General features: G+C 43.3%; 27 protein-coding genes. 12 read left to right on the top strand and 15 right to left on the bottom strand.

The window, feature by feature from the left end:
- Positions 1 to 145: 145 nt before the first annotated feature.
- Positions 146 to 574, top strand: a complete 429-nt coding sequence (locus QUF61_RS01330) for a DNA polymerase III subunit chi (RefSeq protein ID WP_103922171.1) — start codon at positions 146 to 148, stop codon at positions 572 to 574.
- Positions 575 to 593: 19 nt separating this feature from the next.
- Here QUF61_RS01330 and QUF61_RS01325 read toward each other — a convergent pair whose 3' ends face one another.
- From QUF61_RS01325 to QUF61_RS01315, 3 genes are all read right to left on the bottom strand, one after another.
- Positions 594 to 1,166 carry a DUF302 domain-containing protein gene (locus QUF61_RS01325; protein WP_286019569.1) on the bottom strand — a complete coding sequence of 191 codons (573 nt, stop codon included), beginning with the start codon at positions 1,164 to 1,166 and terminating at the stop codon, positions 594 to 596.
- Positions 1,167 to 1,352: 186 nt separating this feature from the next.
- Positions 1,353 to 3,776, bottom strand: a complete 2,424-nt coding sequence (locus QUF61_RS01320; protein ID WP_103922173.1) for an EAL domain-containing protein — start codon at positions 3,774 to 3,776, stop codon at positions 1,353 to 1,355.
- A 55-nt stretch (positions 3,777 to 3,831) separates the two neighbouring features.
- Positions 3,832 to 4,359: a YfiR family protein gene (locus tag QUF61_RS01315; RefSeq protein ID WP_103922174.1), complete on the bottom strand. Its 528-nt coding sequence runs from the start codon at positions 4,357 to 4,359 to the stop codon at positions 3,832 to 3,834.
- A 219-nt stretch (positions 4,360 to 4,578) separates the two neighbouring features.
- Between QUF61_RS01315 and QUF61_RS01310 the strand changes: the two genes are divergently transcribed.
- Positions 4,579 to 5,016, top strand: a complete 438-nt coding sequence (locus tag QUF61_RS01310; protein ID WP_103922176.1) for a hypothetical protein — start codon at positions 4,579 to 4,581, stop codon at positions 5,014 to 5,016.
- Between the two features lie 301 nt (positions 5,017 to 5,317).
- Here the strand turns inward: QUF61_RS01310 and xthA are convergent, their stop codons facing one another.
- From xthA to QUF61_RS01290, 4 genes are all read right to left on the bottom strand, one after another.
- Positions 5,318 to 6,136, bottom strand: coding sequence for an exodeoxyribonuclease III (xthA, locus tag QUF61_RS01305; RefSeq protein WP_103922177.1), 819 nt, complete (start codon positions 6,134 to 6,136; stop codon positions 5,318 to 5,320).
- Complete coding sequence (locus QUF61_RS01300; RefSeq protein WP_289680081.1) at positions 6,136 to 6,927, bottom strand: class I SAM-dependent methyltransferase; 792 nt, start codon at positions 6,925 to 6,927, stop codon at positions 6,136 to 6,138. The genes xthA and QUF61_RS01300 overlap by 1 nt, the downstream gene beginning before the upstream one ends.
- On the bottom strand, positions 6,927 to 8,342 hold the full coding sequence (locus tag QUF61_RS01295) for an ankyrin repeat domain-containing protein (RefSeq protein WP_103921465.1): 1,416 nt from the start codon (positions 8,340 to 8,342) through the stop codon (positions 6,927 to 6,929). The genes QUF61_RS01300 and QUF61_RS01295 overlap by 1 nt, the downstream gene beginning before the upstream one ends.
- A gap of 108 nt (positions 8,343 to 8,450) precedes the next feature.
- A complete protein-coding gene (locus tag QUF61_RS01290) occupies positions 8,451 to 10,433 on the bottom strand; it encodes a hybrid sensor histidine kinase/response regulator (protein ID WP_289680078.1) in 1,983 nt (660 codons plus the stop codon).
- Between the two features lie 83 nt (positions 10,434 to 10,516).
- On the opposite strand from QUF61_RS01290, the gene QUF61_RS01285 reads away from it, so the two are divergent.
- Entirely contained in the window at positions 10,517 to 12,442 is a 1,926-nt protein-coding gene (locus QUF61_RS01285; RefSeq protein WP_289680077.1) for a glycosyltransferase family 2 protein, read from the top strand.
- A 4-nt stretch (positions 12,443 to 12,446) separates the two neighbouring features.
- On the opposite strand, the gene QUF61_RS01280 is transcribed toward QUF61_RS01285, so the two are convergent.
- Together QUF61_RS01280 and QUF61_RS01275 are read right to left on the bottom strand one after the other, a co-directional pair.
- Positions 12,447 to 13,091: a hypothetical protein gene (locus tag QUF61_RS01280; RefSeq protein ID WP_289680076.1), complete on the bottom strand. Its 645-nt coding sequence runs from the start codon at positions 13,089 to 13,091 to the stop codon at positions 12,447 to 12,449.
- 105 nt (positions 13,092 to 13,196) lie between these two features.
- The gene (locus QUF61_RS01275) at positions 13,197 to 13,646 is read right to left on the bottom strand and encodes a DoxX family protein (protein WP_103921469.1); all 450 of its coding nucleotides are present in this window, start codon (positions 13,644 to 13,646) and stop codon (positions 13,197 to 13,199) included.
- A 198-nt stretch (positions 13,647 to 13,844) separates the two neighbouring features.
- On the opposite strand from QUF61_RS01275, the gene QUF61_RS01270 reads away from it, so the two are divergent.
- From QUF61_RS01270 to QUF61_RS01255, 4 genes are all read left to right on the top strand, one after another.
- Positions 13,845 to 14,000, top strand: a complete 156-nt coding sequence (locus QUF61_RS01270) for a hypothetical protein (protein WP_289680075.1) — start codon at positions 13,845 to 13,847, stop codon at positions 13,998 to 14,000.
- 12 nt (positions 14,001 to 14,012) lie between these two features.
- The gene (locus tag QUF61_RS01265; protein WP_289680074.1) at positions 14,013 to 15,221 is read left to right on the top strand and encodes a PP2C family protein-serine/threonine phosphatase; all 1,209 of its coding nucleotides are present in this window, start codon (positions 14,013 to 14,015) and stop codon (positions 15,219 to 15,221) included.
- Between the two features lie 272 nt (positions 15,222 to 15,493).
- Positions 15,494 to 15,841 carry a hypothetical protein gene (locus tag QUF61_RS01260; protein ID WP_289680073.1) on the top strand — a complete coding sequence of 116 codons (348 nt, stop codon included), beginning with the start codon at positions 15,494 to 15,496 and terminating at the stop codon, positions 15,839 to 15,841.
- Positions 15,841 to 16,656: an ABC transporter permease gene (locus tag QUF61_RS01255; protein WP_103921472.1), complete on the top strand. Its 816-nt coding sequence runs from the start codon at positions 15,841 to 15,843 to the stop codon at positions 16,654 to 16,656. Before QUF61_RS01260 ends, QUF61_RS01255 begins: the two co-directional genes overlap by 1 nt.
- 9 nt (positions 16,657 to 16,665) lie before the next feature.
- Here QUF61_RS01255 and QUF61_RS01250 read toward each other — a convergent pair whose 3' ends face one another.
- Together QUF61_RS01250 and QUF61_RS01245 are read right to left on the bottom strand one after the other, a co-directional pair.
- Positions 16,666 to 17,646, bottom strand: a complete 981-nt coding sequence (locus tag QUF61_RS01250) for a vWA domain-containing protein (RefSeq protein WP_103921473.1) — start codon at positions 17,644 to 17,646, stop codon at positions 16,666 to 16,668.
- A complete protein-coding gene (locus QUF61_RS01245) occupies positions 17,643 to 18,122 on the bottom strand; it encodes a DUF4381 domain-containing protein (protein ID WP_103921474.1) in 480 nt (159 codons plus the stop codon). Before QUF61_RS01245 ends, QUF61_RS01250 begins: the two co-directional genes overlap by 4 nt.
- Before the next feature lie 58 nt (positions 18,123 to 18,180).
- Between QUF61_RS01245 and argC the strand changes: the two genes are divergently transcribed.
- Positions 18,181 to 19,212 (top strand): N-acetyl-gamma-glutamyl-phosphate reductase, encoded by a 1,032-nt coding sequence (gene argC, locus QUF61_RS01240; protein ID WP_289680071.1) that lies wholly within the window; start codon positions 18,181 to 18,183, stop codon positions 19,210 to 19,212.
- A 272-nt stretch (positions 19,213 to 19,484) separates the two neighbouring features.
- Here the strand turns inward: argC and QUF61_RS01235 are convergent, their stop codons facing one another.
- The 4 genes from QUF61_RS01235 to msbA all read right to left on the bottom strand — a co-directional run bounded on the left by QUF61_RS01235 (position 19,485) and on the right by msbA (position 23,850).
- A complete protein-coding gene (locus QUF61_RS01235; protein WP_146066840.1) occupies positions 19,485 to 19,913 on the bottom strand; it encodes a hypothetical protein in 429 nt (142 codons plus the stop codon).
- A 109-nt stretch (positions 19,914 to 20,022) separates the two neighbouring features.
- Entirely contained in the window at positions 20,023 to 20,748 is a 726-nt protein-coding gene (locus QUF61_RS01230) for a DUF1538 domain-containing protein (RefSeq protein ID WP_103921477.1), read from the bottom strand.
- A gap of 217 nt (positions 20,749 to 20,965) precedes the next feature.
- The gene (locus QUF61_RS01225) at positions 20,966 to 21,895 is read right to left on the bottom strand and encodes a DHH family phosphoesterase (protein ID WP_103921478.1); all 930 of its coding nucleotides are present in this window, start codon (positions 21,893 to 21,895) and stop codon (positions 20,966 to 20,968) included.
- A 188-nt stretch (positions 21,896 to 22,083) separates the two neighbouring features.
- Entirely contained in the window at positions 22,084 to 23,850 is a 1,767-nt protein-coding gene (gene msbA, locus QUF61_RS01220) for a lipid A export permease/ATP-binding protein MsbA (RefSeq protein ID WP_289680069.1), read from the bottom strand.
- A 173-nt stretch (positions 23,851 to 24,023) separates the two neighbouring features.
- On the opposite strand from msbA, the gene QUF61_RS01215 reads away from it, so the two are divergent.
- Genes QUF61_RS01215 through mobA form a run of 4 tightly spaced genes read left to right on the top strand, consistent with a single transcriptional unit; the run spans position 24,024 to position 26,205 of the window.
- A complete protein-coding gene (locus tag QUF61_RS01215) occupies positions 24,024 to 24,458 on the top strand; it encodes a DUF1425 domain-containing protein (protein WP_289680067.1) in 435 nt (144 codons plus the stop codon).
- A 2-nt stretch (positions 24,459 to 24,460) separates the two neighbouring features.
- Complete coding sequence (locus QUF61_RS01210) at positions 24,461 to 24,883, top strand: rhodanese-like domain-containing protein (RefSeq protein WP_289680065.1); 423 nt, start codon at positions 24,461 to 24,463, stop codon at positions 24,881 to 24,883.
- Between the two features lie 12 nt (positions 24,884 to 24,895).
- Positions 24,896 to 25,639 carry a pteridine reductase gene (locus QUF61_RS01205; RefSeq protein ID WP_289680064.1) on the top strand — a complete coding sequence of 248 codons (744 nt, stop codon included), beginning with the start codon at positions 24,896 to 24,898 and terminating at the stop codon, positions 25,637 to 25,639.
- Positions 25,639 to 26,205, top strand: coding sequence for a molybdenum cofactor guanylyltransferase MobA (gene mobA / locus QUF61_RS01200; RefSeq protein WP_289680063.1), 567 nt, complete (start codon positions 25,639 to 25,641; stop codon positions 26,203 to 26,205). Before QUF61_RS01205 ends, mobA begins: the two co-directional genes overlap by 1 nt.
- Positions 26,206 to 26,214 lie beyond the last annotated feature (9 nt).

Genomic DNA, 26,214 nt, shown 5'->3' with positions numbered 1-26,214 from the left:
AAATAATAACTTCAGGACTGGCAGTCCTTAAAGGACTGCCAGTCCTACGCTCAAAGTTATTATGTGAACTTAGTGTTCGCTGTACTAGCTTGTATCAACAGAAAACATTATAAATAAAAAAACCTTATATTTAATTTAGATTATCATGCCCCGTATTGATTTTTATTTATTACGTTCAGCAAAATTTCGCAAACGAGAAGCCTTTGTTTGTGCCTTATGTCAAAAAATATGGCAAAAACACCGGGTCTATATTCACACGGAAAATGCCGCGCGCAGTCATCAACTCGGTGACTTATTATGGTTTTTTCGGGATGACAGCTTCCTGCCACATGTGGTATTACCCTCACCGCTTGCTAATAAAACCCCGGTTTGTATCGGGCATCAAACACAAACAGTGCAGGATTTAAGACCTGTACTGATCAACCTTACCCCGCAAGTGCCTGCTTTTTTTGAACAGTTTGAGCGCATCGTGGAGGTGGTGACACTGGATGAACCTGCTCGCAGCCAGGGACGGGAACGTTACCGAACCTATCAGCAAGCAGGTTATCCACCGGAAGCCTTAACCGAAGTATAAAAAATATAAAATGGGAGGCTTAAAACTCTCCTTTAGCTGCACCCTGAATCACTGCCTGCAAATTATTTTTTACTTTGATTGCTGCTTGTTTCAGTTCTGGAGGTAAGGTTTTGCCACCATAAATCAGGAAGTCCATATTGAGTGAGAAGAGCCAGAGTTTACCCTGCTGATCTTCCACCAAGCTTATGGTGCAAGGCATTAAAGCGGTATAGGCATTATCATAATCTGCCATCAGCATACCCACCCGTACATCACAAAAACTCATAAACGCCACATGACGATAAGGTTTGCCGGTAACGGCTTCAGCCTGTTTATAAAATGGAGATTCCCCCACAAACAGGATATTATTGCCGGTGGCAAGGCTCTTCATTGATTCCTTGACATCTTCTGCACTAATACCCTCATCTACCGGTACTTTCCACACCATCGCTGAAGCAGGGTTTTTATCCCGCACAAGATTGGAAATAAACTCTGTGTACATCCGCGGTGCTTCAGGATCAAATGATTTTATGATAGAAGAAATATAGAATGCGGTCGCAGCCAGGGCGATAATGCTAAGAAAACCGATAAAGGCGAGCAGATTTTTTATCATAAGTATGATCTCCAGGATATAGTGAGGTGGTAAGGAGTGAGAATTTTATAACATCTGAAACTGAACAAAAGTTCTATGTTCAGTTTTACGGCTTATTTTATCCTCATTCCTAAAAAGGTAAAATAACAATACAATATGCTAACACTAAAATGTGTTTGAGCAACTTTTTCCGCATGGTTTGAGAAATTATTCATTTTCACCATCCCAAATACCTTCCCAGTCGTGAATCAGCTTTTGCAACGCCACTTGATACTGTTCAATATGGGTTTCCTGATTTTTTAATAAGCTTAAAAAAGCCTCGGCGGGAATGGCTCGACCAAATAAATAACCTTGCACATAATCACACTGATGTTTACGCAGAAACTCCAATTGTGTTGGTGTTTCCACACCTTCGGCAACAACTTTAATATTGAGTTGATGCGCCATGGCAATAATGGCTGTGACTAATGCCGCATCTTCAGTTTGCGAATGAATATCTTCAATAAAACTGCGATCAATTTTAATAATATCAATGGGAAAACGCTTGAGATAACTCAAGGAGGAATAACCCGTGCCAAAGTCATCAACAGAAATCTGTATCCCCATGTTGTTTAAGGTTTCCAGTGTGAGGATGGTTTCCTGGGCATTTGGCATGATCAAACTTTCAGTAAGCTCCAACTCCAGACGTTGATGCGCCATCCCCACTTCAGCGGTAATCGCCCCGATTTTAGTTAATAAATCCTGGCGCATAAACTGTCTGGCTGATAAGTTAACCGACACGCTTAATTCCGGCGCGTCTTTATCACACCATTGCATCCATTGCAGATTATCCTCACAGGCTTTACGTAATACCTGTTCCCCTATAGGAATGATTAAACCGGTATCTTCTGCCAGCGGGATAAATGCCTTGGGTGGCACCAGTACCGCGTCAGGGCCACGCCAACGTAATAATGCTTCAGCCCCCATCAACTGCCCACTGCTGAGTTCAAAACGGGGTTGATACCAAACTTCAAATGTTTTGTGTTCCAATGCATGGCGTAATTGATTTTCCAACTGCAAATGGTTAGCAGCTTCCGCATCATGATTATAGGTATAGAATTGATAATTATTACGCCCCTGTTGCTTGGCAATATACATGCTGCTATCGGCATTACGCATCAAACTGGCAACATCTTTACCATCATCAGGGTAAATACTGATACCAATACTGGGGGTTACATGAAGCTCCTGTCCGTCAAAATGAAAGGGGGTTGCCAAGGCGCGAATAATTTTTTCTGCAACAATACCAGCATTAATTGTTTCTTTAACATTACGCAATAATACCGTAAACTCATCGCCTCCCAGACGGGCCACCACGTCTTCAGGTTGCCGGGTACTGGCCAGCAGACGTTGTGCCACTTCCTGAAGCACGCGATCACCGGCGGAATGGCCTAAGGTGTCATTGATTTGTTTAAAGCGATCCAGGTCAACAAACAAGATTGCCATACACAGTTCATTATGTTTTGCATAATCCAGTGCCTGTTCCAGTTGTCGCGCAAATTGTGCACGGTTTGGTAAATTGGTCAGTGCATCATGAAACGCCTGGTAAGTAAGTTGCTGATTCAGCTTTTCCAGTTCCGCAGTGCGCTCAATAACCGTTTGCTCAAGTTGCTTTTGATGTATTTCCAGCGTGTTATCACGGGTTTGAATGGCTTCCAGCATTTCATTAAAACCATTAAATAATACGCCAATTTCATCTTGATCCTGGTAGTGACCCCGTAAAGTGTAATCTTTATCTATCGAAACCTGGCGGGTTAATTTTGCCAGTTTACCTATGGGGATAACGACAAATTTTTGTAATTGTTGTGACAGTATGACCGATAAAAAAATTGCAATAATAACGATGAGTGTCGCCATGATGACATACCATTTTGCGCGTTCACGCATGGTTTTCAGTTCAACGATTAAATACAAAGAACCAACCTGTAATAAGTCCTGGTTTTTTTCTGAGTTTGACCAAATCGGCCTAGTAAATCGTAGATAATGTGTGCCAATTTCCTGGGACTCATTCGCTGCATGTAGTGTTTTTGGTAAATCCTTGTCATGGTTTTGCAGTAATTGCAATAACTGCTGTCTCAACGTGCTTGATAAAGGGGTATCCTGACGTTCTAACAAGCCTAACATGGCATTGTAAGATTCCAGCAGTAAATACCCCGCTTCCTGGTGGGCAAGAAAATCAAGAATTAAACTGCGATCAGCATCTGAGAAGACAAAATCCTGCCGTGCCATTTTTTCCATCAGGCTGGTCTTTAAGGTTCTGAAGTTATTGCGCTCTTGTGGAGATTTACGACGATAAGTGGTATAAGGCAGACCTTCACGGTCATAAATGCGCGCTAATAGGACGCGCTGATCGGCTGCTAGTGCTTCCAGGGTTTTCCCGGCCTCTTCTGGATAATCAAAGCGTAGGGTTTCTGCACCATTGCGTGCAATAATATCGGCACTGATCTGGATGCGCGTTAACAAGTTTTCGCGCAGTGTAAGTAGATCATGAATAACAAAAATACTGCTGCTCAGTAATAAAATCAAACCACTAATCAGTAAACTGCCCAGTGTCAGTTTATGACGGATTGATAAATTTCGAAAGCGATCCATTAAATATTCTCCAAACCTGATTAATTATCCAGCTGTTTTATTGATAATCATTTTATTAAAAACGTTTTTTAGCCATTTTAATTAATGGGTAGGCAAATTTAAGTCCTTTCTTTTTTGCCAGAGAATGATTGACCTCGTAACGAACATGCTGCTTACTCATTATAAAGTTCAATAAGCCCCCTTTTTGAATAAAACCTGGTACTTCACCTACGGTGATTATTTTACCTTTGGTTTTAGTCAGAATTTTAGTAATCTGTTGGCTCTTTAGTTTCCCGCTGATAAACAACATATGACAACCGGAAACCTGATGACTGCCTGATAAACGCTTGGGTATCAATTTGCGACCACCAATTCGTTTCCCTTGCAAAAACTGATCAAGTTTTTTTCCAAATGGATCAGGGCCAATAACGCAAACCAGCAAAGTTGATGAGCGGGGCCATTGAATATGTCGTGCAAATTGATAAAGGTGTCGGGCTTTATTAGTGTATTCATCTTTATTGGCTGCCAGAACACTACTGGAAGGCGATGCAAAGGTCAGCACAAGAATTAATAGTAATTGAAGCCAGTTGGGCGTAGTGTGCATATATTTTTATAGAATAAATAAGGGTTCAGTATTAATAATAGGAAATAGCCTAACCTATTTTAAAATTTTTATACAAAGATTATTGAAAACCAGTTAATTAGCATATTATTATTATCTAATTTTCTGAAAAGAAAGGAGTTATTGACATTTGTAATAAAAAACAATACGATTTGCAAGTATAAAGAATCCACTCCATCACGATTTAACGGGGCTAATATCATGACTTCATTATTTGATGAGTTAAATACGCAAAATGATAAAATTACAGAAATTTCCATTATCTTAAGTCATCTGATCACAGAGCGCAGTCTTTGTGACAACAGCATTACACAGGCATTATTTTTTGAATATGTCACACTGGTAAAAGAACATTTAAATACTGAGGATCTGCATATTTTTCCGGTTTTGTTACGTTGCAATGACGAACATGCACAGACTGCGGCAGATAATTTTATGGGTGGCTCGGTTGAGATTAAGCGCATCTTTAAATCCTATCTGAGAAAATGGTGCCGCCGGGATCATTTAATGGTAGGACGGAAACATGAGGAATTTATCAATGACAGCAGAGATATGTTCCGTATCGTTTTAGAGCGTATTCAGAATGAAACGGAAAAACTCTATCCTATGGTGCGTATTGCCAGTAAAGAGGCGGCTTAAAAAGACCTTGCTTAGGAACAGGGATTAAATAAAATGAATATGGAGTGAGGATAAAATAAATACAGAAACTGGGCACAGGATTTTTATTCATTTTCAAGGCGCGAAAATAGGCGCATAGCAAGCTATGTAACTGTTTTCGGAACGCAGAAAATGGAGAAAAAGACCAGCCAAGTTGCTGAAGTTATAAAATTCTCGCTCCTATGTCAGATTCCTGCATATTGCACAGGAATCTGACATAATTTACTACATCCACCTTCCCATGAGGTTTTGACGCAATCAACCCGTAGTTATATTTTTAACTTTATGAGCGGAAACTTGCCCAGATTGGGCAATGATCGGAAGGTTTATCCATAGCGCGTATGTCATAATCAATACCTGCGTCCACACATTGATCCGCCAAAGCTTTACTGGCGAGAATTAAATCAATACGCAAACCACGCCTGGGATCTTTATTAAAACCTTTGCTACGGTAATCAAACCAGCTTAAAGCGTCTTCAGCGTGCGGGTGACAACTGCGAAAACTGTCTACCAGTCCCCAATTCATTAAAGTATCCAACCATTCCCGCTCTTCCGGTAAAAAGCTGCAAGCACCGGTTTTTAACCAGCGTTTGGCATTAGCTTCACCAATACCGACATCCAAATCCAGCGGTGCGACATTCATGTCCCCCATCAAGATAAGCTGATCTGATTCTGGATTAAACTGTGCCTGCAAATAAGCCAGTAAATCGGCGTAATATTGACGTTTATTAGCAAATTTTTCAGGGTGTTCACGGTTTTCCCCTTGCGGAAAATAGCCATTGAGTACATGTAATTTACTGCCATCGGCTTGGGATAATGTACCCCCAATAAAACGTCGTTGCGCATTATCGGCATCACCTGGAAAACCTTTTTGCACATCGGCTAAGGGCTGTTTACTGAGCAGCGCAACCCCATAATGGGTTTTCTGACCATGAAAGGCGGATTGATACCCCAATTCTGCAATTGCCTCCACGGGAAAATCAGCATCCTGTACTTTGGTTTCCTGAATGCCGATGACATCAGGTTGATACTTGTTGATAAGCTCCGCCAGTTGATGCAAACGGATACGGATACTGTTGGTATTAAATGAGATAATATTCATTAAAGTGCTTTTTTAGAAAAATACAAATCAAAACGTGTATTTTTGGTTGAAATTTGTGCGTCAGGTTTATCATTACTTAAAGGCGGGGCATGTATTGGGCGTTTGACCACAACCCGTTGCTGGCAACGTTGCTTTGCAATCTGTAATAGCTTTTCTGCATCCATATCATCACCAACAGCGCGGCGAAATAATCGCATGTCTTTTTTAACCAGGGCTGATTTTTGGCGGTGAGGATACATGGGATCGAGATAAATGACATCAGGCTGATGGATTTTATCCAGTTGCGCCAGCCAATCTCCCGCGTCAGTCCATTGCAAGTGCATACGTTGAGCCACCCAACTGCCAATTTCCGGGTCATTTTTAGCACGGTGCAGGCCATCATCCAATAAGGCGGCAATGACGGGGGAGCGCTCCAGTAACATCACCTGACAGCCCAGGCTGGCTAACACAAAGGCATCGCGCCCCAGTCCTGCTGTGGCATCAACAATCGTTGGCGTTTTACCCTTTTTTAAGCCTGCTGCACGCGCCAGGGCTTGACCCCGCCCACCGCCAAAACGCCGCCTATGCGCTACGGCACCAGAGATAAAATCAACAAACACCGCGCCTGCTGCACGTTTTCCAGTTTCCTGCAAGGCAAGATATTCGGCGTTCAGTAATAAATACAGTGCTTGTTCTTCATCAATAGTATTGCGCCAAGGCAAATCAAAACATTGTGCCAGTGTTTGTACCTGGGATTGTTGTTCAGGTGTATCCGGCACAATAAAAATCCGGGAAACAGGATGTTCAGGCATTATGGAATCTGTGGCTTTTTTTTAATTGAATCAAAACCACCCAAGACTTCAATAATATTTCTCGCATCTTCTGCCGCTTGTGCATTGCGTTTTTCTTCCGGTGTGGCCTCTATCGCACCCCAGTTGGCAAAAGCATATTGTGATAAGGTACGCCCTGGTGGGGAAAGCTTGGGATCTGCACCGTGATCCAGTAAAAACTTCACATTATGAAAAGAGTTGATGGAAACCGCTGCAAACAATGCCGTGACACCATTTTCATCCGGCATATTAATATCGACACCCTTATCCAGTAACATTTTCATAGTATGCGTGCCGTGTTTACACTTGGCTGCAAAAAACAAGGCATGAGAGGCCACCATATCAATACCGTGGCGAATCAGACAATCCACCATATTCAAAGAACCCTGGCGCGCGGCCAGACTCATTGCCGTGACGTCTTTATCTGCGGTGGTATTCACATCCGCACCACCTGCCAGCAGTACTTCCGCCAAGGCTACATGATTGTTTAAGGCGGCAAGATGCAGAGGGTGATAATGCTTTTTTTTCGGTGCGGGCAAATTAGGATTGGCTTTGGCGGCTAACAAGGTTTTCGCCGCGCTGGCCAGGTTATTTTCTATCTGTGTTTGTTTTGCATCCAGTCCCTTATCGGGGTCTTCCGGAATTTGCGCCGGGGCCGCAGCCAGATAGTGTAAGGCGGTATAACCGGGGGTTTCATCGCATAAATCCGGGTTGGCATTTTGTTTGAGCAAAAACTGAATCAGTTTGGGATTGCGATGATGACGGGCAGCAATTAATAAGGCGGAACGCCCGCTGTGCTGTGATAACTCTTCGGTGGGTGCCTGGGTCAGCGCGTCAATTTCCGCGCCTTTGGATAATAATAAGGCGATTAATTCACCATTACCCAGACGCACGGCAACGTGTAGCGGGGTTTCTCCCTTATCATTACGGGCATTGATGTTAGCCCCTTTTTCCAGTAATAAACGCACGGTTTCCTGCTGCGCTTTTTTATGACTGCTAAAGTCCTCATCCTTTTTGTTCGCCTTAACCCATTGCCCACTGGTTGAAGCGGCTAAATGCAAAGGTGTTTGTTCTTGGTAGCAGGCTTCCAGATTCACTGGATAATTCAATAATAAACCCAGAATATCCGGGCGCGCGTATAAAGCGGCTTTGTGTAATAAGGTGTTCTCCTCCCAGTCACGACATTGCGCATAACGTGGATCAAACTTTAAATAGTCCTGGATTTTATCCACCTTATTCCGGGTACACGCATGTAAGGCATATAAAAAAGTGTATTCTGGTGGCTCATCAAGCATTTCCGGCGTAACGCCTGCCTTTGGATCGACCGGAATATCTTCTTCCGGCTCCTCTTGTTTTGCCAGATTTTTTAGATTTTTTATCTTATCAAACAATCCCACAATTTGACTCCATTATGTTTCATCGGGCTGTTTAAACACCAGCGTGAAGCAAAAACGATTTTTTTGTAATTTCAAAATACAAAAAAGAAGCTTTCGCGTAACACCAAATCATAATTCTTGTAACAAACGACGCAAGCCTTGTAAATCAAAATTTTCGGTAAATTCGGCAATATGGCTGGCAAAATCTGCTAACTGAGCATCTGATTGCATCTTCTGACTCCATTCCTGCAAACCATCAATATCACCAATTTTAGCCATTTCTTTTAGGGTAATAACCAGGTTTTCCGGTGGTTTAGGGTAATCCTGTATTTTATTTGTGGCGCTATCTTCTCCTGGCTTATTACGGGATCCTTGTTTTGGGTCATATTGCCATTCCAGTTTTAACAGCCTACCTAATTTTTGTAATAAATCTCTGGCTGCAAAAGGTTTACCAATAAAGTCATCATATCCCGCTGCGGTTGCTTTGACCCGATAAGCTTCATCCGTTGCAGCAGAAATTGCAAGCATGGGGGTGTTTTTCAAAAGATTAAACTGGCGTATTTTTCGGGTACTTTCAAAACCATTCATAACCGGCATCAACAAGTCCATTAAAATGGCATCAGGAGGATTTTCCAGTGCCTTTTCTATGGCTTCTTCACCATTGTGTGCTTCTTCAATTATAAAACCACTATTTTTTAATAAGGTTTTTAGTAAAAAACGATTCTCCCTTTGATCATCTACCACCAATATCCGCTGTTTTTTTCCTGCATAACCAATAATATGACAGTTTTTTGTCACTACCTGCATTGCGGCAAATGCTTTTTCTTCCGGCAAATCCAGGCAAAACCAAAAACGACTCCCCCGGCCCAGGTTGCTGGAAACTTGCAAAGTACTCTGCATTAATTCAATAAAACGATAACTGATAGTCAGCCCAAGGCCAGTACCCGCTAAAGCATAACGATCAGGATGGTGCAGTTGACCAAAAGGTTTGAAAATCTCTGCCAGATCGGTTTGCGCAATACCAATCCCCGTGTCTTCAACAGCAAAACAGACTTTTTTATTTTCCAGCGAAACAATAAAACGGATTTCCCCCTGCTGGGTAAATTTTACCGCATTGCCTAACAGATTGATCAGCGTTTGGCGCAACCGGGTCTCATCGCCCACCACACACAAAGGTAAGTCTTTATCTAATTCGACATTAAAGGTGACCGCTTGTTGCTGAATATGCAGGCGAATCATGCTACTGATTTCTTGTAGAAAAGGCAGTAGCATAAAAGGCTCATGCTGTAATTTCAGTTTGTTCTTTTCCATTTTTGACAAATCAAGAATATCGTTGATCAGTGTTAATAAATGTTCACCAGATTGGCGGATAATATTAATATTTTCTAATTGTTTTTTTGATAAATCTTCTTCCCATGACAATAATTTGGCAAAACCTAAAATGGCATTTAGCGGGGTGCGGAATTCATGGCTCATATTTGCCAGAAAGTCACTTTTTGCCTGTATTGCTACATCCGCAATCTGTATTGCCTGGTATAATGCTTCTGAGCGCATTTCCACACGTTTTAGTAATTTTTCCCGAATTTCCAGCAAACTTTTTTCATACTGCTGACGTTGCTTTATTTCTTCGAGTAACACCTTATTCGTTTTTTGCAGCATCCAGGTTTGCTGTTGAATTTTATGTTCAGCCCTTTGCCTTTCCAGCGCTTTTTCTATTGCGAAAAAAATACGGTAATTATCATTTAACGGTTTCTGAAAAAAATCAATCACTTTCAGATGTTGTAAAAACGTATAAGCAGGTGGTTTTTTATCTTCTGAAATCAATAGAATAAACAGCATCTCCTGATTACTGCGGCGAATACTTTCCAGTAACGTGACATAATGTTTTTTCGGCAACTCAAGATTAATCAGCACGAGATCACAATGCCAGTGCTCCAGCAGAGATAAAGCCGTTTTGCCATTATTAGCTGCCCGGATGCTGGCAACGCGGTGATGTAATAATGACTTGATTAGAAGCAATGTTTCAGGATCGTTATCGATGACCAGAATATGCGCTCTTTCATGAATTGGAATTTGTTTAAAATTGTCTGATAGAAAAGAAAAGGATCTCATTTGTTGTTTCCCGAGTAAATTTCAGGCAAAATTCTGTTTCCTTTATTTACTGAATGCATACAAATCTAATGACCCAGAATACCATGAGCTACGATGATGATGCCCAGCATTGGCATAATTTAATTCCTTGCGCTGATTTTGCTACGCCAGCTATCCATGCTACATCACTATTTTGGCAAATCGAATCCGGTCACCCGTTTTTTACCTTAAAACCAGGAAATGCTGGTAGCGGCTTGTTCATTGAAAACATGGCGCACGATATTGTGACCTTAAAAAATCAACTCTGGGGTGGTCGCCTGTTTCTTAAACCTGATACAGAGTATCGCATTCAACTGAAATATCAATCCCCCGTGCCTTTAATTTTAGGTTTATATCCTCAAGGTCACGGGCAGGAGCTTGGGCAGCCGGTTGCATTTTGGCGTTTACCGGCAACTCAGGAAACACAAACCTGGTCTGAGAGCTTACAATTAGCGGCTGAAAAAACTGGGCAAGCCCTGCATGTACGCTTGCTGATTCCTGAAACCAATGGTGAACAGCTTAAGCTTGAATCTATTGATTTGCAGGCTGTTACGCCAGAATCATTGCCTGAAGTTACGGTTGGTTTGGTAACGTTTAACCGGAAACCTTATATTCGCCAGTTATTAAATCAGATTAAAACCCTGGCATATCCTGCCCAGCAACTGCATGTGGTGGTGGTGGATAATGCCTCTACTGATGGTAGCAGTGAAATGCTGGCAACAGAGTTTCCCTGGGTGCAGGTCATTCGTAATGAAGAAAATCGTGGTGGCTCCGGTGGTTTTAATACTTTTTTTAAACATGTGCTGGCACAGGAAAATCCGACGCCTTATGCCTGGCTGATTGATGATGATGCCCAGATTAACCCCTATACCTTGCAATATTTAATCCGCACCTTGCAAGACACGCCAGAAGCTGCGGTAGCCGGTTCGGTGATGATGGATCTGGATAATCCAACCATTGCTTATGAGGCTGGTGGCAGTTTGTTTCGGGATAGCTTTGGCTGGCAAGCCAATATTTTGCATCGGGAACTGCATGAACTGACGCATATTCGTGAACGTTATCGTGAATCCGGTTATGCCGGTGCCTACTCTCTGGTGTTTCGTCATGAAGCTTTACAACAAACCGGTATCTGGCATAATTATTTTCTGCATGTTGATGACTCAGAGTGGGGACACAGAATTCAGCGTTGCACCGGTAAAAAAGTGGTCATCGCTTATGATTCTTTAATCTGGCATGCGCTTCAAGGTGCGAGCAAGCCTTTTACCACTTTGCGCTATTATGAAACCCGTAATTTCCTTAATTATTTTTCCCGCTACAGCGATACTGCTGTGGTACGCCGGGTATTATTACAGTGCATACGTTTTGGCTTGCGTCAGTTAGTCATTAAGCGTCGTGATCTGTGTGATTTCCACCTGCATGGTATTGAGGACTTTTTCCAGGGGACTTATGGACGCCAGGATAATCTAAAACGCAGTGCCATTAGTGCTGACAGCGTTGCAGCAATTATTGAGCAATGGCAAAGCCGCAACAGTAGTGCGCCCAAACGTATTTATCTGGTGCGGGAAATCAACGATTATGCCAATGATGGCAAAGATTATGAGCGTGAGATTGTCAATCAATTACGCCAGTTTGCCCCGCACGCGCATCTCATTGACGTTGCGTTTCATCCGGGTCATGACATGACCGCGTTGGGCGATCAATTTTTACAGCTAACTTATAAACGCAGCGCACTGGGGCGCTTATTACAACAAGTACGCAGTATTTTCATCCACCCGCAAGGCATCGTCATCCTGCCGTTTTGGAATGAAAGCATGTTAGCCAATAATATGGCGAGCTTGACAGCGGTATTTGAAAATGGCACTTATTCCCTGTATTGGTCAGAGCGCATGGGATTTCTGAAAAGCCTGTGGCAGATTGCAACACGTAGTATTAACTGGCTGCGCCGGGTAAAAAAACGTGATTACAACCCCGCAGCAGCAGATGAAATTTAAGTGCTTAAAAATTATTTTTTAAGAACTCATCAAACCCTGCAATAGCCATTAATTGCGTGCCATCGCAATTAAAGGATAAGGAAACGGTGCTGTTAAACAGGCTGATAATCATAGAGCGCAAAAAAAAGTTATCCATGCTGCGCAAGCTTGGCAAGCGTTTGAAAATACAGCGCAAGTCATCACGCGAGGGCAAGTTTAAACGCTGATTGCGCTCACGAATTTTAGCCTGCCAGTAAGGCAGACGTTGCAATTCATTATCTTGCAATAAATGCTCATAAGCCCTATCGATAAAAGCGGCTTTTTCTGCATAGTGAATCTGTGGAAAATGGGACTGGTAATAAGATTTACGAACCAGATCTTCTGCTTTATGCACTTCCATATTAAAAGGGTCAAAAATTGAAAATGTTTTGATCTCATCGTTGTTAAAACCTATCGATAAACGATGAATGCCGGTATCTGTCAGTAAATATAAAAAGATATTGGCTAATTCTTCCATATGTAAGTCGCTGAAATTAGCAATTCGCTCCCGTGTATACACGGTGTGGCGCAGGCTTTGATCACCGCGCAAACCGATAACCCGGGTTGAAAATGCATTGATGCCCACGCCAACAAGCGCCTTTTGTAATTCATCTTCGTATAATGCATTCATAACAATATCACTTTAAATTTGACAGCCCATCAGAGTTTTTCTATTTTTTAATACCTTTTATCTCATGTAATAGTTCTACAGAAAGGCGCTGACACCGAACGTGGGTTATTTTACGTTGCTTTTACGATAAATCCAATAATCCAGTGATAAAGCACCAGAACCGTGGAAAAATGTCACGGCTAACATCGTACCCCAGAGCATATGATCCTTAATTCCGGCAATCCCTAAGTCTGGATAAGAATACATGGCTACCAGATTGAAAATAAACAAAGATAATGCGGCAAAGCGGCTAAATAAACCGATGACTAATAAGACAGGAAAGAATAATTCTGCCCCGGTTCCCAGATAAGCAGCAAAATGGGGGGGTAATAACGGCACTGCATATTCATATTCAAATAAGGCCAGGGTACTGCTCCAACTGTCAATTTTAGTCAAACCCGACATAAAAAATATCTTGGCCACCCAAAACCGCAGGGCAAAATCAAAAAATGGGGTAATAAAAGTTTGCATTCCCCGTACTGCGGTTAAATACAAAAATATCAGTTTATTGATCATAATAAAAATTCCTTTAGATTGATGACAGGTCTTTTATTAGACCGGTTTTTTTATAAAAATCATCCATGCCACAATATAATTCGCGTACACTATTGCACTGATTACTTTTAAGTCATAATCAATTTAGCAAAGCGTCCATTTTTACTTATAAAAACAAATAACTGACGTATTTTTTATTATAGATAAGGAACTTAAATCATGTCTAACAATAAGCAATTAAATTTTTTATTAACAACTTTCACTACAACTTTCACTACAACTTTTACTACAACCTTGTTGAGCTATGTGCAGGTTTTTGCAAGCAATGGCGATCAGCGCGCAGCTCTGAATATGCAATTAAGCTATCAATTTTAATGGGATCTGGAAATGGATCGCAAACAAATTATTCAGCTCTATATTAAATATCTGCTTGTTAGTTTTTTGATAGCCATCAGCATATTCAGCGTTCAACTCATACTGAACAATCCGCAGTTTGATATGTATTTTTCCACATTATTATCAATTGCTGCAATTCTGACTGCATTGATCAGTTGTACCATTGTTGTATTTCGTCGTTTATATCTCCCTGCTATTGTCAGCATTTATATTAAATATATTGTGCTAAGTTTATTAATTGTTGAATCTTTTTTTTCCATACAGGTAATTTTTGTCTTAAAGGAATTTAAACCACAATTTGCGCTTGTTCCTACCTTGCTAGGCTTGATCATTGGTTTGTTGGTCAGTACCGTGTTGATGTTTAAACAGCAGCTACAAAAGCAACATACAGACTTAGGTGATGCCAACAATGAAATTCACCGTCTTAATAAACAATTAAAAGCCGATAATGTACGCATGGGTTCTGAACTGGCAGTCACCCAGCAATTGCAGCAAATGCTGCTGCCTAAAGCACATGAATTAGAGAAAATTAAAGAGCTGGATATTACCGGGTTCATGGAGCCTACTGATGAGGTGGGCGGTGATTATTACGATGTCTTGCAACATGAAAACGGGCCAATTAAAATCGGCATAGGTGATGTCACAGGTCACGGCCTGGAAAGTGGCGTATTGATGGTTATGGTACAAATGGCGGTACGTACCCTGCTAACCAATAAGGTCAGCGATCCGACAGATTTTTTAAATCTGCTGAATCAGGCCATTTTTAAAAATGTACAGCGCATGAACTCGGATAAAAACCTGACGCTGTCTTTGATTGACTATGAAGCGGGTATTTTGCATTTAACCGGGCAGCATGAAGATGTTTTAGTTGTACGTAAAAATGGTGAGGTTGAGCGTATTGATACCACCGATTTAGGTTTTATGGTGGGTCTTGAACCGGATATCAGTAAATGGGTGGCACATTCTAAAATTGAACTCACTTCCGGTGATGGCGTGGTTTTGTATACTGATGGCATTACCGAAGCGCGCAATTCAGAAGGCAGGCAATATGGCGTGGATGCATTGTGCAAAGTGGTGTCAAAACACTGGCAGGAAGCCAGTTGCCATATTGTGGATAAGGTGATTGATGATCTGAAAAGCTATATTGGTGATTGCAAGGTTCACGATGATATAACCTTATTAGTCTGTAAACAACGCTGAGATAAGATAAGGAGTGAGGATGAAATAAATACAGAAACTGGGCGCAGGATTTTTATTCATTTTCAAGGCGTGAAAACAGGCGCATAGCAAGCTATGTAACTGTTTTCACAACGTAGAAAATGGAGAAAAAGACCAGCCAAGTTGCTGAAGTTATAAAATTCTCACTCCTAAGTGCAGAAAATGGAAAAAAAGCCAGCTAGATTTCTGGTGTTATAAAATTCTTGCTCCTTAGCGCCAAGTTTCAAAGTCATGTCTGAGGAAAGGAAACTATAATGACTCAAACAACAAGTATGAAATTTCATATTAAAATCGATAGCAAACATTACCATCTGGATGTACCAACACTGTTTCTGACTGAGAATGAACAGTTTTTCAGGCGCATGGATAAAGATATGGATCAGGGTTGGCAGATGGGTAAAGAATGGGTGGATTCACCTAATACAGAACAACGCTGCCAGATTGCAGCAAGTAAATTAATGTCTGCTTTGGATACTGATAAGAAACCAATGGCCCTGCTGATGGCGGCTTATATTCTCAGTCGTATGCCAAGTGTCAATAGTGTGGATATTGATACCACTGGAGAAATGCAGGAAACACATTTTATGTCTGCTGAAAACTGATGTCTGCACATTTATTACCGCCACGTTTAATTTTTCCAATGCTGTTGCTTGCGCTATGGTTGCTATTAGCGATTTTTGGAACCTGGCTGCCGTTGGAACCCAATCATATTGAACTGCCGCATATTCTTGCCGCCCCCTCTCTTTCTCAGTGGCTGGGTTATGATGAATTAGGTCGTCCGGTTTTAGATCGTATGATTATGGGGGCGCAAACCTCTTTCCTGGTCGCTTTCTGGGTGATCAGCGTGTCCTTGTTTGTGGGTACTTTTATCGGGGTTTTCAGTGCTTGGCGTGGTGGTGTGATCGACCGTATTATCGTCCATATCATGGATGTTTTTCTGGCCTTTCCCGGTATTTTACTGGCAATTGCACTGGCAGGTTTACTGGGGCCGGGTATAGATAATGTGGTATTTGCTTTGTCTGCGGTGGGCTGGATTGGTTTTGCCCGTCTGGCGCGTGCGCAAACCTTATCACTGAAGCAGCGTGAGCATGTACGTGCAGCGCTGGCAATTGGTGCCAATGAATACCGGATTCTACGTTACCATTTAATCCCTTTATTGTTGGCACCGTTAATTGTAGAAGCAACCTTTGGCGTGGCGGGTATTGTGATTGCCGAAGCAGGCTTATCCTTTTTAGGTTTAGGTGTGCAATCCCCTGCCGCTTCCTGGGGCAGTATGTTACGTGATGGCACCCGCTATATGTTAATGGCCCCGCATCTGGTACTCGCGCCGGGATTGGCGCTGATGTTGGTGGTCTTGTCAGTAAATCTGCTGGGCGACTGGCTGCGGGATTGGCTGGATGTCAAAACCCGCGATTGAAACAATTGTTTATTGCTTAACCCGAATGCCCAACAACAATGCTAACACTAAAGCCATTGCCAGCGGCCAGGGATATAAGGGGGTCATGGGCCGAAAAGTTTCCTGTTCCACTTCAACCGGTTCCAGTTCATCCAGTGTTTGATAAATTTGCACCAGTCCTTGCATATCTCTGGCCCGGAAATAAGCCCCTCCCGTAATTTTTGCTACCTGTTTTAAGGTTTTTTCATCGAGATCCCGGGAAGGGTTCACCCGTTGCGCGCCGAATAAACCTGCTTGCAACATTTCATCCGCACCCACGCCAATGGTATAAATTCTAACCCCTGCCTGCTGTGCCAGTTCTGCCGCTTTTTGTGGCAGAATCGCACCTGCGTTATTCGCGCCATCAGTTAATAAAATCAATACCCGGTTTTCTTCAGGCCGCTCCCGCAAACGCTTTACTGCAAGCCCTATTGCATCACCAATGGCAGTTTTTTGTCCGGCTAAGCCAATCAGGGATTCATTGAGCATGGTTTTTACCGTTTTACGGTCAAAAGTCAATGGTGTTTGTAAATAGGCTTGCTCACCAAATAAGACCAAACCCAGTCTGTCACCCTTGCGGCGCTCAATAAACTCACCTAATACCGCTTTAACCACAGTCAAGCGATCAACGGCTTGATTTTTTATATGCAAGTCAGGCGTTTCCATGCTGCCGGATAAATCCACTGCCAGCATTAAGTCCCGTCCACTGACTGGCAATAAAATTGGCTCTCCCAACCATTGTGGGCGTGCGCTAGCAAGCAATAACAGAATATAAACCAGCAACAATAACACGCTGTTCAGACTTTTCCAGGAAGACTGCTGCTGCCGCACCTCTGCCAGATGATTGATGGCATGATAAAACGGTACTCGCAGTGCTGCACTACCGGGTGCTTTTGCGACAGGTAGCAGCCAATATACCAGCACCGGCAGCAGGATTAAAAAGCCCACCCAGGGCAAGAGAAATTCTATCATTGTGCTTTAATCCAGGACTTCACCAGGTTTTGTAGTTCCATCATTTGATTTTGGGATAACTCAGCTTGTTCTGGTTGATAACGACTATCGCCTAATAGTTGTCCGATACCCTGAGTAAATAGCCCGGACTTTGGCAGCGTGTCATCTAAAAATGCCAACCATGCCTGTCCATGCAAGCGAGCCACCTGATGTTTGGAGAAACGTTGCACAGCCAATCTGCGCAGCAGTTTGGATAGCTCATTTAATAACACATGGCTGTCTTGATGACTTTGGTAACGCTGAAACAGTTGCTGACTGATTTTTAAGGCGCTACGTTTATCGGCAGCCTTTTGATAACGTCTGCTTAATGTACGCCCCAGTAAAAATAAAACAGCAACAGTCAGTATAAAAAGCAGCCACCACCCTGGCGCAGGTGGCCAGATGGAAACCGGATTGGGTAGTTGAATATCGTGTAATTCCATTTTAGATAAGGTCAAATTATGAATGAACGGTATATAATATTAGGTTTTGTACTATTTTATTAAGGAATCCGTTATGTTTAAAGTGGGAATCGTAGGTGGTACCGGATATACCGGTGTTGAACTGCTGCGTTTATTGGCAAGACACCCTGATATTGAAATTAAGGTTATCACTTCACGATCTGAAGCAGGCAGACCGGTAGCGGACTTATTCCCCAATTTACGCGGCTTTCTGGATTTATGTTTTTCACAGCCTGATATCAAGACCCTGTCGCAATGTGATTTGGTATTTTATGCTACGCCAAATGGTACGGCAATGAAACAAGTGCCTGCATTATTAGCAGCAGGTGTCAAAGTGGTGGATCTAGCCGCAGATTTTCGTTTATCCGATCCGGCGCTCTGGGAGCAATGGTACGGTATGCCACACACTTGCCCGGAGTTGTTGCAACAGGCGGTGTATGGCTTGCCTGAAATTCATCGTGACAATATCAAAAATGCACAACTGGTGGCAAACCCCGGCTGTTATCCCACGGCAGTGCAGCTTGGTTTTCTGCCTTTGCTGGAAGCTGGGCTGATTGACCCAGGCAGCTTGATTGCCGATACCAAATCCGGTGCCAGTGGTGCGGGCCGTGGCGCGGCAGTGGGTACGCTGCTGGCGGAAAGTGCCGATAATTTCAGAGCCTATAAAGCCGATGGTCACCGCCACCTGCCAGAAATCCGTCAACGCCTGGAGCACATCAGTGGCAAACCCGTGTCCCTGACGTTTGTACCGCATTTATTACCAATGATTCGTGGCATTCATGCCACCTTGTATGCCCGCTTAAATCAAGTGGATGCTGATTTACAAAGTTTATTTGAGCAGCGTTATGCCAATGAACTTTTCGTTGATGTACTACCCGCAGGTTCTCACCCGGAAACCCGGACTGTGCGCGGCATTAATACCTGCCGTTTAGCAATACATCGTCCCCAAGGCGGCGATACCGTAGTCATCCTGTCAGTGATTGATAACCTGGTGAAAGGCGCAGCCGGACAGGCGATACAAAACATGAACCTGATGCTGGGATTACCTGAACAGCAGGGTCTGGAAGCCGTGGCTCTATTACCCTAAGGAACGGGAATTATCCAATAATAAATTCCAGGAAATGCCAAACCTTCCAGGTCTTAAAGACCTGGAAGGTTTTCAATATTATAAGTGCTGAATAAAGCTTACATCGAACTCAGATTACTTAGGAGCGAGAATTTTATAACTTCAGCAACCTGGCTGGTCTTTTTCTCCATTTTCTGCGTTCCGAAAACAGTTACATAGCTTGCTATGCGCCTGTTTTCACGCCTTGAAAATGAATAAAAATCCTGCGCCCAGTTTCTGTATTTATTTTATCCTCACTCCTTAGCTTCTTCCAACAAATGTGATAAATTTTCAATTTGTTTAGCCGTATCATCAATACGCTTTAACCAGCCTTGATCATATTTATCAGAGACTTCTTTGGAAATTTTACCACCATATTTTTCAGCCAGTATTCGGTGATTTTTCGCACAGCTTTCAATAAATAGTGTCAACTTTTCCTGCCCTTCCTGAATCAAAGCTTGCAATTGCTGCTTTTCTTTTTCTCTAAGCTTTTTAATATCCTGATAATACGCATCTTTTTGCGTGGACTTTGGCATCATTTTTTCGTGCAGGGCATTACATAGCTTACAATTTAATTCCAGAAAATACTTTTCTTCACTGATATCTTTACGGTTCATTTTATATAAGCTCCTTAGGAGTGAGAATTTTATAACTTCAGCAACTTGGCTGGTCTTTTCCTCCATTTTCTGCGTTGTGAAAACAGTTACATAGCTTGCTATGTGCCTGTTTTCACGCCTTGAAAATGAATAAAAATCCTGCGCCCAGTTTCTGCATTTATTTCATCCTCACTCCTTAATACAATACACCATATAACATGACAAAGATCATGGGGGTTAAAGAGGCAAAAGCAATTAAACCAAACCCATCAATCATTGGATTGCGCCCTTTAATACTGGAAGCCAGTCCAACACCTAGGGCTGTCACCAGCGGCACGGTAATCGTTGACGTGGTGACGCCGCCAGAGTCATAAGCAATACCGATAATCCAGTCAGGTGCAATGCCAGTCATGAGCACCACGCCAATATAACCACTGATAATCAGATAATGAATCGGCCAGCCTTTAAGGATACGAAAAACCCCTAATAACACGGCAAAACCCACTGAAAGCGCAACCGTCAGACGTAAACCATTAGCATAAGATTTCTGGGAAGCGGCACTGTTTTCAATCACATTGCCCGCAGCAGCCACTTCTGCTGCTTCCCCGGATACTGCTATCAACGCAGGTTCCGCCACTGTCGTACCAAACCCCAAGGCAAATGCAAAGGTCAGCAAACTCCACAGATTCCCTTTGCGCACAAAGGCATAAGCCATGCTCTCACCAATTGGGAACAAACCTTTTTCAAGGCCACGAACAAATAAGGTTAATCCTGCCACCACCAACAGCATACCGCCCAGCAAATTACCTAAATCCGGTAAAGGCTGCTGTAAAACAACCAATTGGAAAAAAGCAATAACCAATACGATAGGTAATAAGTCACGGCTACTGTCGATAAAGCCTTGGAGAAGTTGTTTCAACATGATAGGGGCAAATATTCAGGCAAAAAGCAGACCATAAAAACCGGGTTAAAATCCCCGGTTTTTAATAAGATAACTGATGTTACGTAATTGCCATTTTTTTAGCACAAAAAAGGCTTGGACAAAACGAAAATAAAAATCAGCGTGGAGCAAAAGCGATTTTTTCGTGTTTCAAATTTTCAAAACCTGCGAAAAAGAAGCTTTTGCGTAACACTCGTTATCAGGATTGATTTAAAACCTCAATCAATTCACCCAGTACTTCATCTGCTCGCTCATTGGCAATCTGGCAAGTCCCGGCTTTAGTATGACCGCCACCGCCATATTTCAGCATCAACTCGCCAATATCAACTTTACCGGTACGATTAATGATTGAAGCACCCACTGCAAAAACTGTATTTTGTTTTTTCAGTCCCCACATGATATGAATTGAGGTGTTACACTCCGGGTATAAGGCGTAAATCATGAAACGGTTAGAAACATAAATTTCTTCTTCATTACGCAAATCCAGCATAATCAGCGAACCATTAATTCTGGTGCATTTTTCGATCTGGTGCATGGAAGATTTTTGATGCTCAAAATACAAATCAACCCGTTCTTTGACGTCCGGCATGGCCAGAATGTCATCAATACTGTTTTCCTTACAGTGATCGATTAAGTCCATCATCAAATCATGGTTGGAAATCCGAAATGCCTTGAAACGCCCAAGTCCACTACGTGCATCCATAATATAATTGAGCAGTACCCAACCCGTTGGGAACAGAATTTCTTCGCGGGTAAACTGGGCGGAATCCCCTTTGTCCACTGCGTCCATCATTTCCAGCGGTACATCGGGAAACTCGCTGTGACCACCGTAATAATTGTAAACCACCCGCGCCGCAGAAGGCGCATCTGGATCTAAAATATAATTATCGGGCATTACGCCTGCATTTCTGATACCCTCGCTGGAGTGGTGATCAAAAACCAGGTGCGCACCCTCTACATAAGGTAAGTTTGTTGTGATATCGCGATCAGTAATTTCAATTTTGCCATCCTGCATATCTTTGGGATGCACAAACTTAATGTCGCCAATTAAGCCTTTTTCTTTGAGTAATACGGCGCAAATTAGCCCATCAAAGTCACTGCGGGTTACCAGCCGGTATTTTTGGGACATGCGACTCCTCCAAATCTTCCATGTTTGATAATTAAGCCAGCACTGGTTACACATAACCAGACTGGCAAAGTTTCAGGGCATTATACCCAGTTTACCCGTGATATTTCACGGTAAATCTATTTAAGCTGTTTAAACTGAGTTTAATTGCTTGATAGTGTATAGCAGGTTTAAGCAATTAAATCTGGATACTACCCCACCTTCTGTATTGCGTACAGGCGCGCATAATGCCCATTTTTTTCCAGCAACTGCGCATGGTTGCCAATTTCCACAATCCGTCCCTGTTCCATCACCACGATACGATCAGCATTTTCAATTGTTGACAGGCGATGGGCAATAATCAAAGTGGTACGGTTTTGTTTCAGCAATTCCAATGAAGCCTGCACCTGTTTTTCCGCATGAGTATCCAGTGCGGAAGTGGCTTCGTCAAAAATTAATATTGGCGCATTTTTCAGCAGCGCGCGGGCAATTGCCAGACGCTGGCGCTGACCGCCTGAGAGTTTAACGCCGCGCTCGCCGATCATGGTATCCAGACCTTCCGGCATGGCATCAATAAACTCCAGGGCATAGGCGGCTTTTGCCGCTTCCCGGATTGCTTCTCTGTCCACATCAGCCATGCTGCCATAAGCAATATTCGCGGCAATACTGTCGTTAAACAATACCACATCCTGGCTCACCAAGGCCAAGTTATCACGCAGGCTTTTTAAGGGTAAGTCCCGAATATCGATACCATCAATCAATAATTGTGCTTCGCCACTACCTTCTGAAGCACCGCCTGCTGATACATCAGCAGGTAAATCATAAAATCGTGGCACCAGATTAGCCAGCGTAGTTTTGCCACTGCCGGATACGCCCACCAAGGCCACACTTTCACCAGGATGAATATCCAGGTTAATCGCCTCTAACACGGCGGGCATGGCGCTGCCATCGCTGTCAGTATAATGAAAGCTTAAGTCTTTAAATTGCAAGCGCCCGGATAAGGTAGATACCGCATGTTTGCCAGCATCTTTTTCAGGGCGCTGATCAATTAAAGCAAAAATACTTTCAGCGGCAGCCAGTCCCTGCTGAATCTGCTCATTAACTTTTGTCAGACGTTTAATAGGAGCAAGTAACATGCCCATTGCAGTAAATAACGAGACAAATCCACCCACGGAAATATCACCCTGGTTAGATAAGCTTGCTGCAATAAAAATAATTAAAGCCAGCGCCAAAGCGGTCAGAGTCTGCACCAGAAAAATACTAATATGAGAAATGACTTTGGTTTTAACTTCTAAAAAGCGCACCTGATCACTGGCAGTATAAAAACGCTTGGCTTCATAATCCTGACCACCAAAAATTTTGACCAGCTTATGCCCACTGATGGCTTCTTCCAGAATCCGCGTCACCTCTCCCATAGCATTTTGCATGGACAGATTATCACGGCGTAATTTTTTACTGGCAATGCGCACCACGACAATAATCACCGGCACAATTAAAAAAATAATTACCGATAACTGCCAGTTAAGATATAACATCCAGGCCAGCAAACCAGTAATTGCCAGGCTGTCACGCACCAGAATCACCAAGGCATCGGTGGTGGCTAACATCACCCGGTTGGCATCATAAGTCACCTTAGACAGCAAAGCCCCGGAAGAAGCATTATCAAATTCGGTGCTGGGCAGGCTCAGCAAACGCGCAAACATAATCTCACGCAGATCCAGTACCACTTTTCCCGCCACCCAGGTTAAACCCACCTGACTGACAAACGTTGCGCCGCCACGCACCAGCGCTAATAAAATCAGCCATAGCGGAATCATTTTCACGGTTTCCGGGTCTTTGCCGACAAAACCATCATCTAATAAAGGCTGCAATAGCGCAGGCAACAGCGGTTCCGTAAGGGCGCTGATCACCATTGCCAGCAACACCAGCGAAAAAACCCGCCAGTAGGGTTTGACCGAAGCCAATAAACGAAAATACATAGGCGAAATAGAATAAGGTAGGGAAAGAAAAGGCGTTAGACGATTTCTGTTAAAGAAAATAGCATTCATCATCAGTATAATTTATTTATGCTATTGTACCGGAATGAAGGTCAATAATGATGTAATAATTAACCTGAGTTCAGGTTAATTAGAAAAAACACCAGGAGTCAATCATGAAACTGAAATTATTCATCGTATTAACTGGCTTATTTTTAGTGACGGCTTGTACCGGCCCGGATTATAGCGCAGGCTCGGAAGGGCGCTTAAATGCACAGGGGCAGGCCAATATCAGCCAGTATCCAAATTCTGACGTGTTTATTCGCCAGTTAAAAGGGGAATGGGTGGGCGATCAGTATCGTGCGCGCGTCATTATTGAAAACACCAGCAGCATGACGGAAACCATGCAATATCAATTTAACTGGTACAATGCCGCAGGCGATGAGTTGGATATTGATGGTCATGCCTGGATCCCCGTTACGGTTTATGGGCATAATCAAAAAACCTTGACCAGCTTAAGTGCTGATCCCGGTGCGGTTAATTTTAGAGTGGTTGTGCGTCATTTATCTGGCACCACAACCTTTAAAACCAATTTCTTTGGAATTAAATAATCATGAATGCCATCAAATCCATCACGCCCAAAGCTGCGTTTGATTTAATTGAACAAGAGCCACGCGCGATTTTTGTTGATGTGCGCTCATCCATGGAGTTTCTGTTTGTCGGACACCCTAAAGGGGCGATTAATATCGCCTGGATTGATGAACCGGACTGGAGTATCAATCCGGATTTTGTTAAGCAGGTGCGCAAACTGGTATTGGGTGGTGTACATGAGCAAGGCAGTAACGACAGCGTGCCGGTAATTTTAATTTGTCGCAGTGGCGTGCGTTCTCTGGATGCGGGAGAAATCTTGCTGCAAGCAGGTTTTTCCAGGGTTTATAATGTGTTGGAAGGCTTTGAAGGCGCGCTGAATGCCAATCACCAGCGCAGCACAGTGGGCGGCTGGCGTTTTCATGGCTTGCCGTGGGAGCAGTGTTGATGGAGTGGACTGATGAAAAGTAACAAGCCTGTTGTTTTTATTACGGGTGCCGCCAAACGTGTGGGTGCGGTGGTGGCGCGGCATTTACATAGCCAGGGTTTTAATCTGGTATTGCATTATCGCCATTCTGCCCAGGAAGCGCGTGATTTACAAAGTGAACTACATGCCGTGCGCCCTGATTCGGTGTTATTGCTGCAAGCAGACCTTTTGCAATCCAAATTACTGCCCAGTCTGGTGCAAAAAATTATTCAGCACTGGGGGCGCCTGGATGCTTTAATTAACAATGCTTCCAGTTTTTATCCTACCCCGGTTGCCAAAGCCACTGAAGCTGATTGGGATGACTTGCTGGGCAGTAATCTTAAAGCACCGTTTTTTTTAGCACAGGCCGCCGCGCCTCATTTGGCAAAACAACAGGGTTGTATCATTAACATGGTCGATATTCACGGTAAACAACCGCTGAAAAAACACCCCATTTACAGCATTGCCAAGGCGGGATTAATTATGATGACTCGTTCTCTGGCGCGGGAGCTTGGCGCGGATGTGCGGGTGAATGCCATCGCTCCCGGTGCTATTCTATGGCCGGAAAATGATATGGATGAACTGGCACGGCAACGCATTATTTCCAATACTGCCTTAAAGCGTCCAGGCTGTCCGGATGATATTGCCCGCAGCATTGCTTTTCTGCTCAAAGATGCGCCATACATAACGGGACAGGTGATTGCCGTGGATGGTGGTCGCAGCTTGGGTTATGCTTGATGTTTCCTGAAAATATCAGTGGTATTATTCTCGCTGGCGGTCAGGGCAAGCGCATGGGGGGCAGGGATAAGGGGCTGGTTCCGCTTGCTGGAACACCGATGATTGCGCAGGTCATACAGCGGCTACAGCCCCAGGTTGGTAATTTATCGATTAATGCTAATCGCAATCTGGAAACTTACCGGCAATGGGGTCTGCCCGTTATTGCTGATGCCTTGCCGGATTACCCTGGGCCGTTAGCAGGCATTGCCGCAAGCCTGCAAAGCATCAATACAGAATATGCTCTGTTTGTACCCTGTGACAGTCCATTTTTACCCACTGATCTCTGTGTCCGTTTATGGCATGAATTGCAACAACAACAGGCGGTTTTATGTTATGCCAAAGACAGCCAGCGTCAGCAGCCGTTGTTTGTACTCATGCGCACGGATTTAGTGATACACTTATCTGAATATTTAAATAACGGCGGACGCGGCGTACAGCGCTGGTATCAGGAGCTGGCTGCTACCGTTTGTGATTTTTCCGGGCAAACCCAGGCATTCAGAAACATTAATCAACCAGCAGACTTATAGCTGTTCTGA

Origin of the sequence: Candidatus Venteria ishoeyi (assembly GCF_030378065.1) — a bacterium.
Taxonomy (GTDB): domain Bacteria; phylum Pseudomonadota; class Gammaproteobacteria; order Beggiatoales; family Beggiatoaceae; genus Venteria; species Venteria ishoeyi.
This window is presented reverse-complemented; position numbering and strand designations above follow the sequence as displayed.

Coding starts and splice junctions, on each gene's coding strand:
- QUF61_RS01330 (WP_103922171.1), top strand. CDS start 146: ATGCCCCGTATTGATTTTTATTTATTACGTTCAGCAAAATTTCGCAAA.
- QUF61_RS01325 (WP_286019569.1), bottom strand. CDS start 1,166: ATGATAAAAAATCTGCTCGCCTTTATCGGTTTTCTTAGCATTATCGCC.
- QUF61_RS01320 (WP_103922173.1), bottom strand. CDS start 3,776: ATGGATCGCTTTCGAAATTTATCAATCCGTCATAAACTGACACTGGGC.
- QUF61_RS01315 (WP_103922174.1), bottom strand. CDS start 4,359: ATGCACACTACGCCCAACTGGCTTCAATTACTATTAATTCTTGTGCTG.
- QUF61_RS01310 (WP_103922176.1), top strand. CDS start 4,579: ATGACTTCATTATTTGATGAGTTAAATACGCAAAATGATAAAATTACA.
- xthA (WP_103922177.1), bottom strand. CDS start 6,136: ATGAATATTATCTCATTTAATACCAACAGTATCCGTATCCGTTTGCAT.
- QUF61_RS01300 (WP_289680081.1), bottom strand. CDS start 6,927: ATGCCTGAACATCCTGTTTCCCGGATTTTTATTGTGCCGGATACACCT.
- QUF61_RS01290 (WP_289680078.1), bottom strand. CDS start 10,433: ATGAGATCCTTTTCTTTTCTATCAGACAATTTTAAACAAATTCCAATT.
- QUF61_RS01285 (WP_289680077.1), top strand. CDS start 10,517: ATGAGCTACGATGATGATGCCCAGCATTGGCATAATTTAATTCCTTGC.
- QUF61_RS01280 (WP_289680076.1), bottom strand. CDS start 13,091: ATGAATGCATTATACGAAGATGAATTACAAAAGGCGCTTGTTGGCGTG.
- QUF61_RS01275 (WP_103921469.1), bottom strand. CDS start 13,646: ATGATCAATAAACTGATATTTTTGTATTTAACCGCAGTACGGGGAATG.
- QUF61_RS01270 (WP_289680075.1), top strand. CDS start 13,845: ATGTCTAACAATAAGCAATTAAATTTTTTATTAACAACTTTCACTACA.
- QUF61_RS01265 (WP_289680074.1), top strand. CDS start 14,013: ATGGATCGCAAACAAATTATTCAGCTCTATATTAAATATCTGCTTGTT.
- QUF61_RS01260 (WP_289680073.1), top strand. CDS start 15,494: ATGACTCAAACAACAAGTATGAAATTTCATATTAAAATCGATAGCAAA.
- QUF61_RS01255 (WP_103921472.1), top strand. CDS start 15,841: ATGTCTGCACATTTATTACCGCCACGTTTAATTTTTCCAATGCTGTTG.
- QUF61_RS01250 (WP_103921473.1), bottom strand. CDS start 17,646: ATGATAGAATTTCTCTTGCCCTGGGTGGGCTTTTTAATCCTGCTGCCG.
- argC (WP_289680071.1), top strand. CDS start 18,181: ATGTTTAAAGTGGGAATCGTAGGTGGTACCGGATATACCGGTGTTGAA.
- QUF61_RS01235 (WP_146066840.1), bottom strand. CDS start 19,913: ATGGAGGAAAAGACCAGCCAAGTTGCTGAAGTTATAAAATTCTCACTC.
- QUF61_RS01230 (WP_103921477.1), bottom strand. CDS start 20,748: ATGTTGAAACAACTTCTCCAAGGCTTTATCGACAGTAGCCGTGACTTA.
- QUF61_RS01225 (WP_103921478.1), bottom strand. CDS start 21,895: ATGTCCCAAAAATACCGGCTGGTAACCCGCAGTGACTTTGATGGGCTA.
- msbA (WP_289680069.1), bottom strand. CDS start 23,850: ATGTATTTTCGTTTATTGGCTTCGGTCAAACCCTACTGGCGGGTTTTT.
- QUF61_RS01215 (WP_289680067.1), top strand. CDS start 24,024: ATGAAACTGAAATTATTCATCGTATTAACTGGCTTATTTTTAGTGACG.
- QUF61_RS01210 (WP_289680065.1), top strand. CDS start 24,461: ATGAATGCCATCAAATCCATCACGCCCAAAGCTGCGTTTGATTTAATT.
- QUF61_RS01205 (WP_289680064.1), top strand. CDS start 24,896: ATGAAAAGTAACAAGCCTGTTGTTTTTATTACGGGTGCCGCCAAACGT.
- mobA (WP_289680063.1), top strand. CDS start 25,639: ATGTTTCCTGAAAATATCAGTGGTATTATTCTCGCTGGCGGTCAGGGC.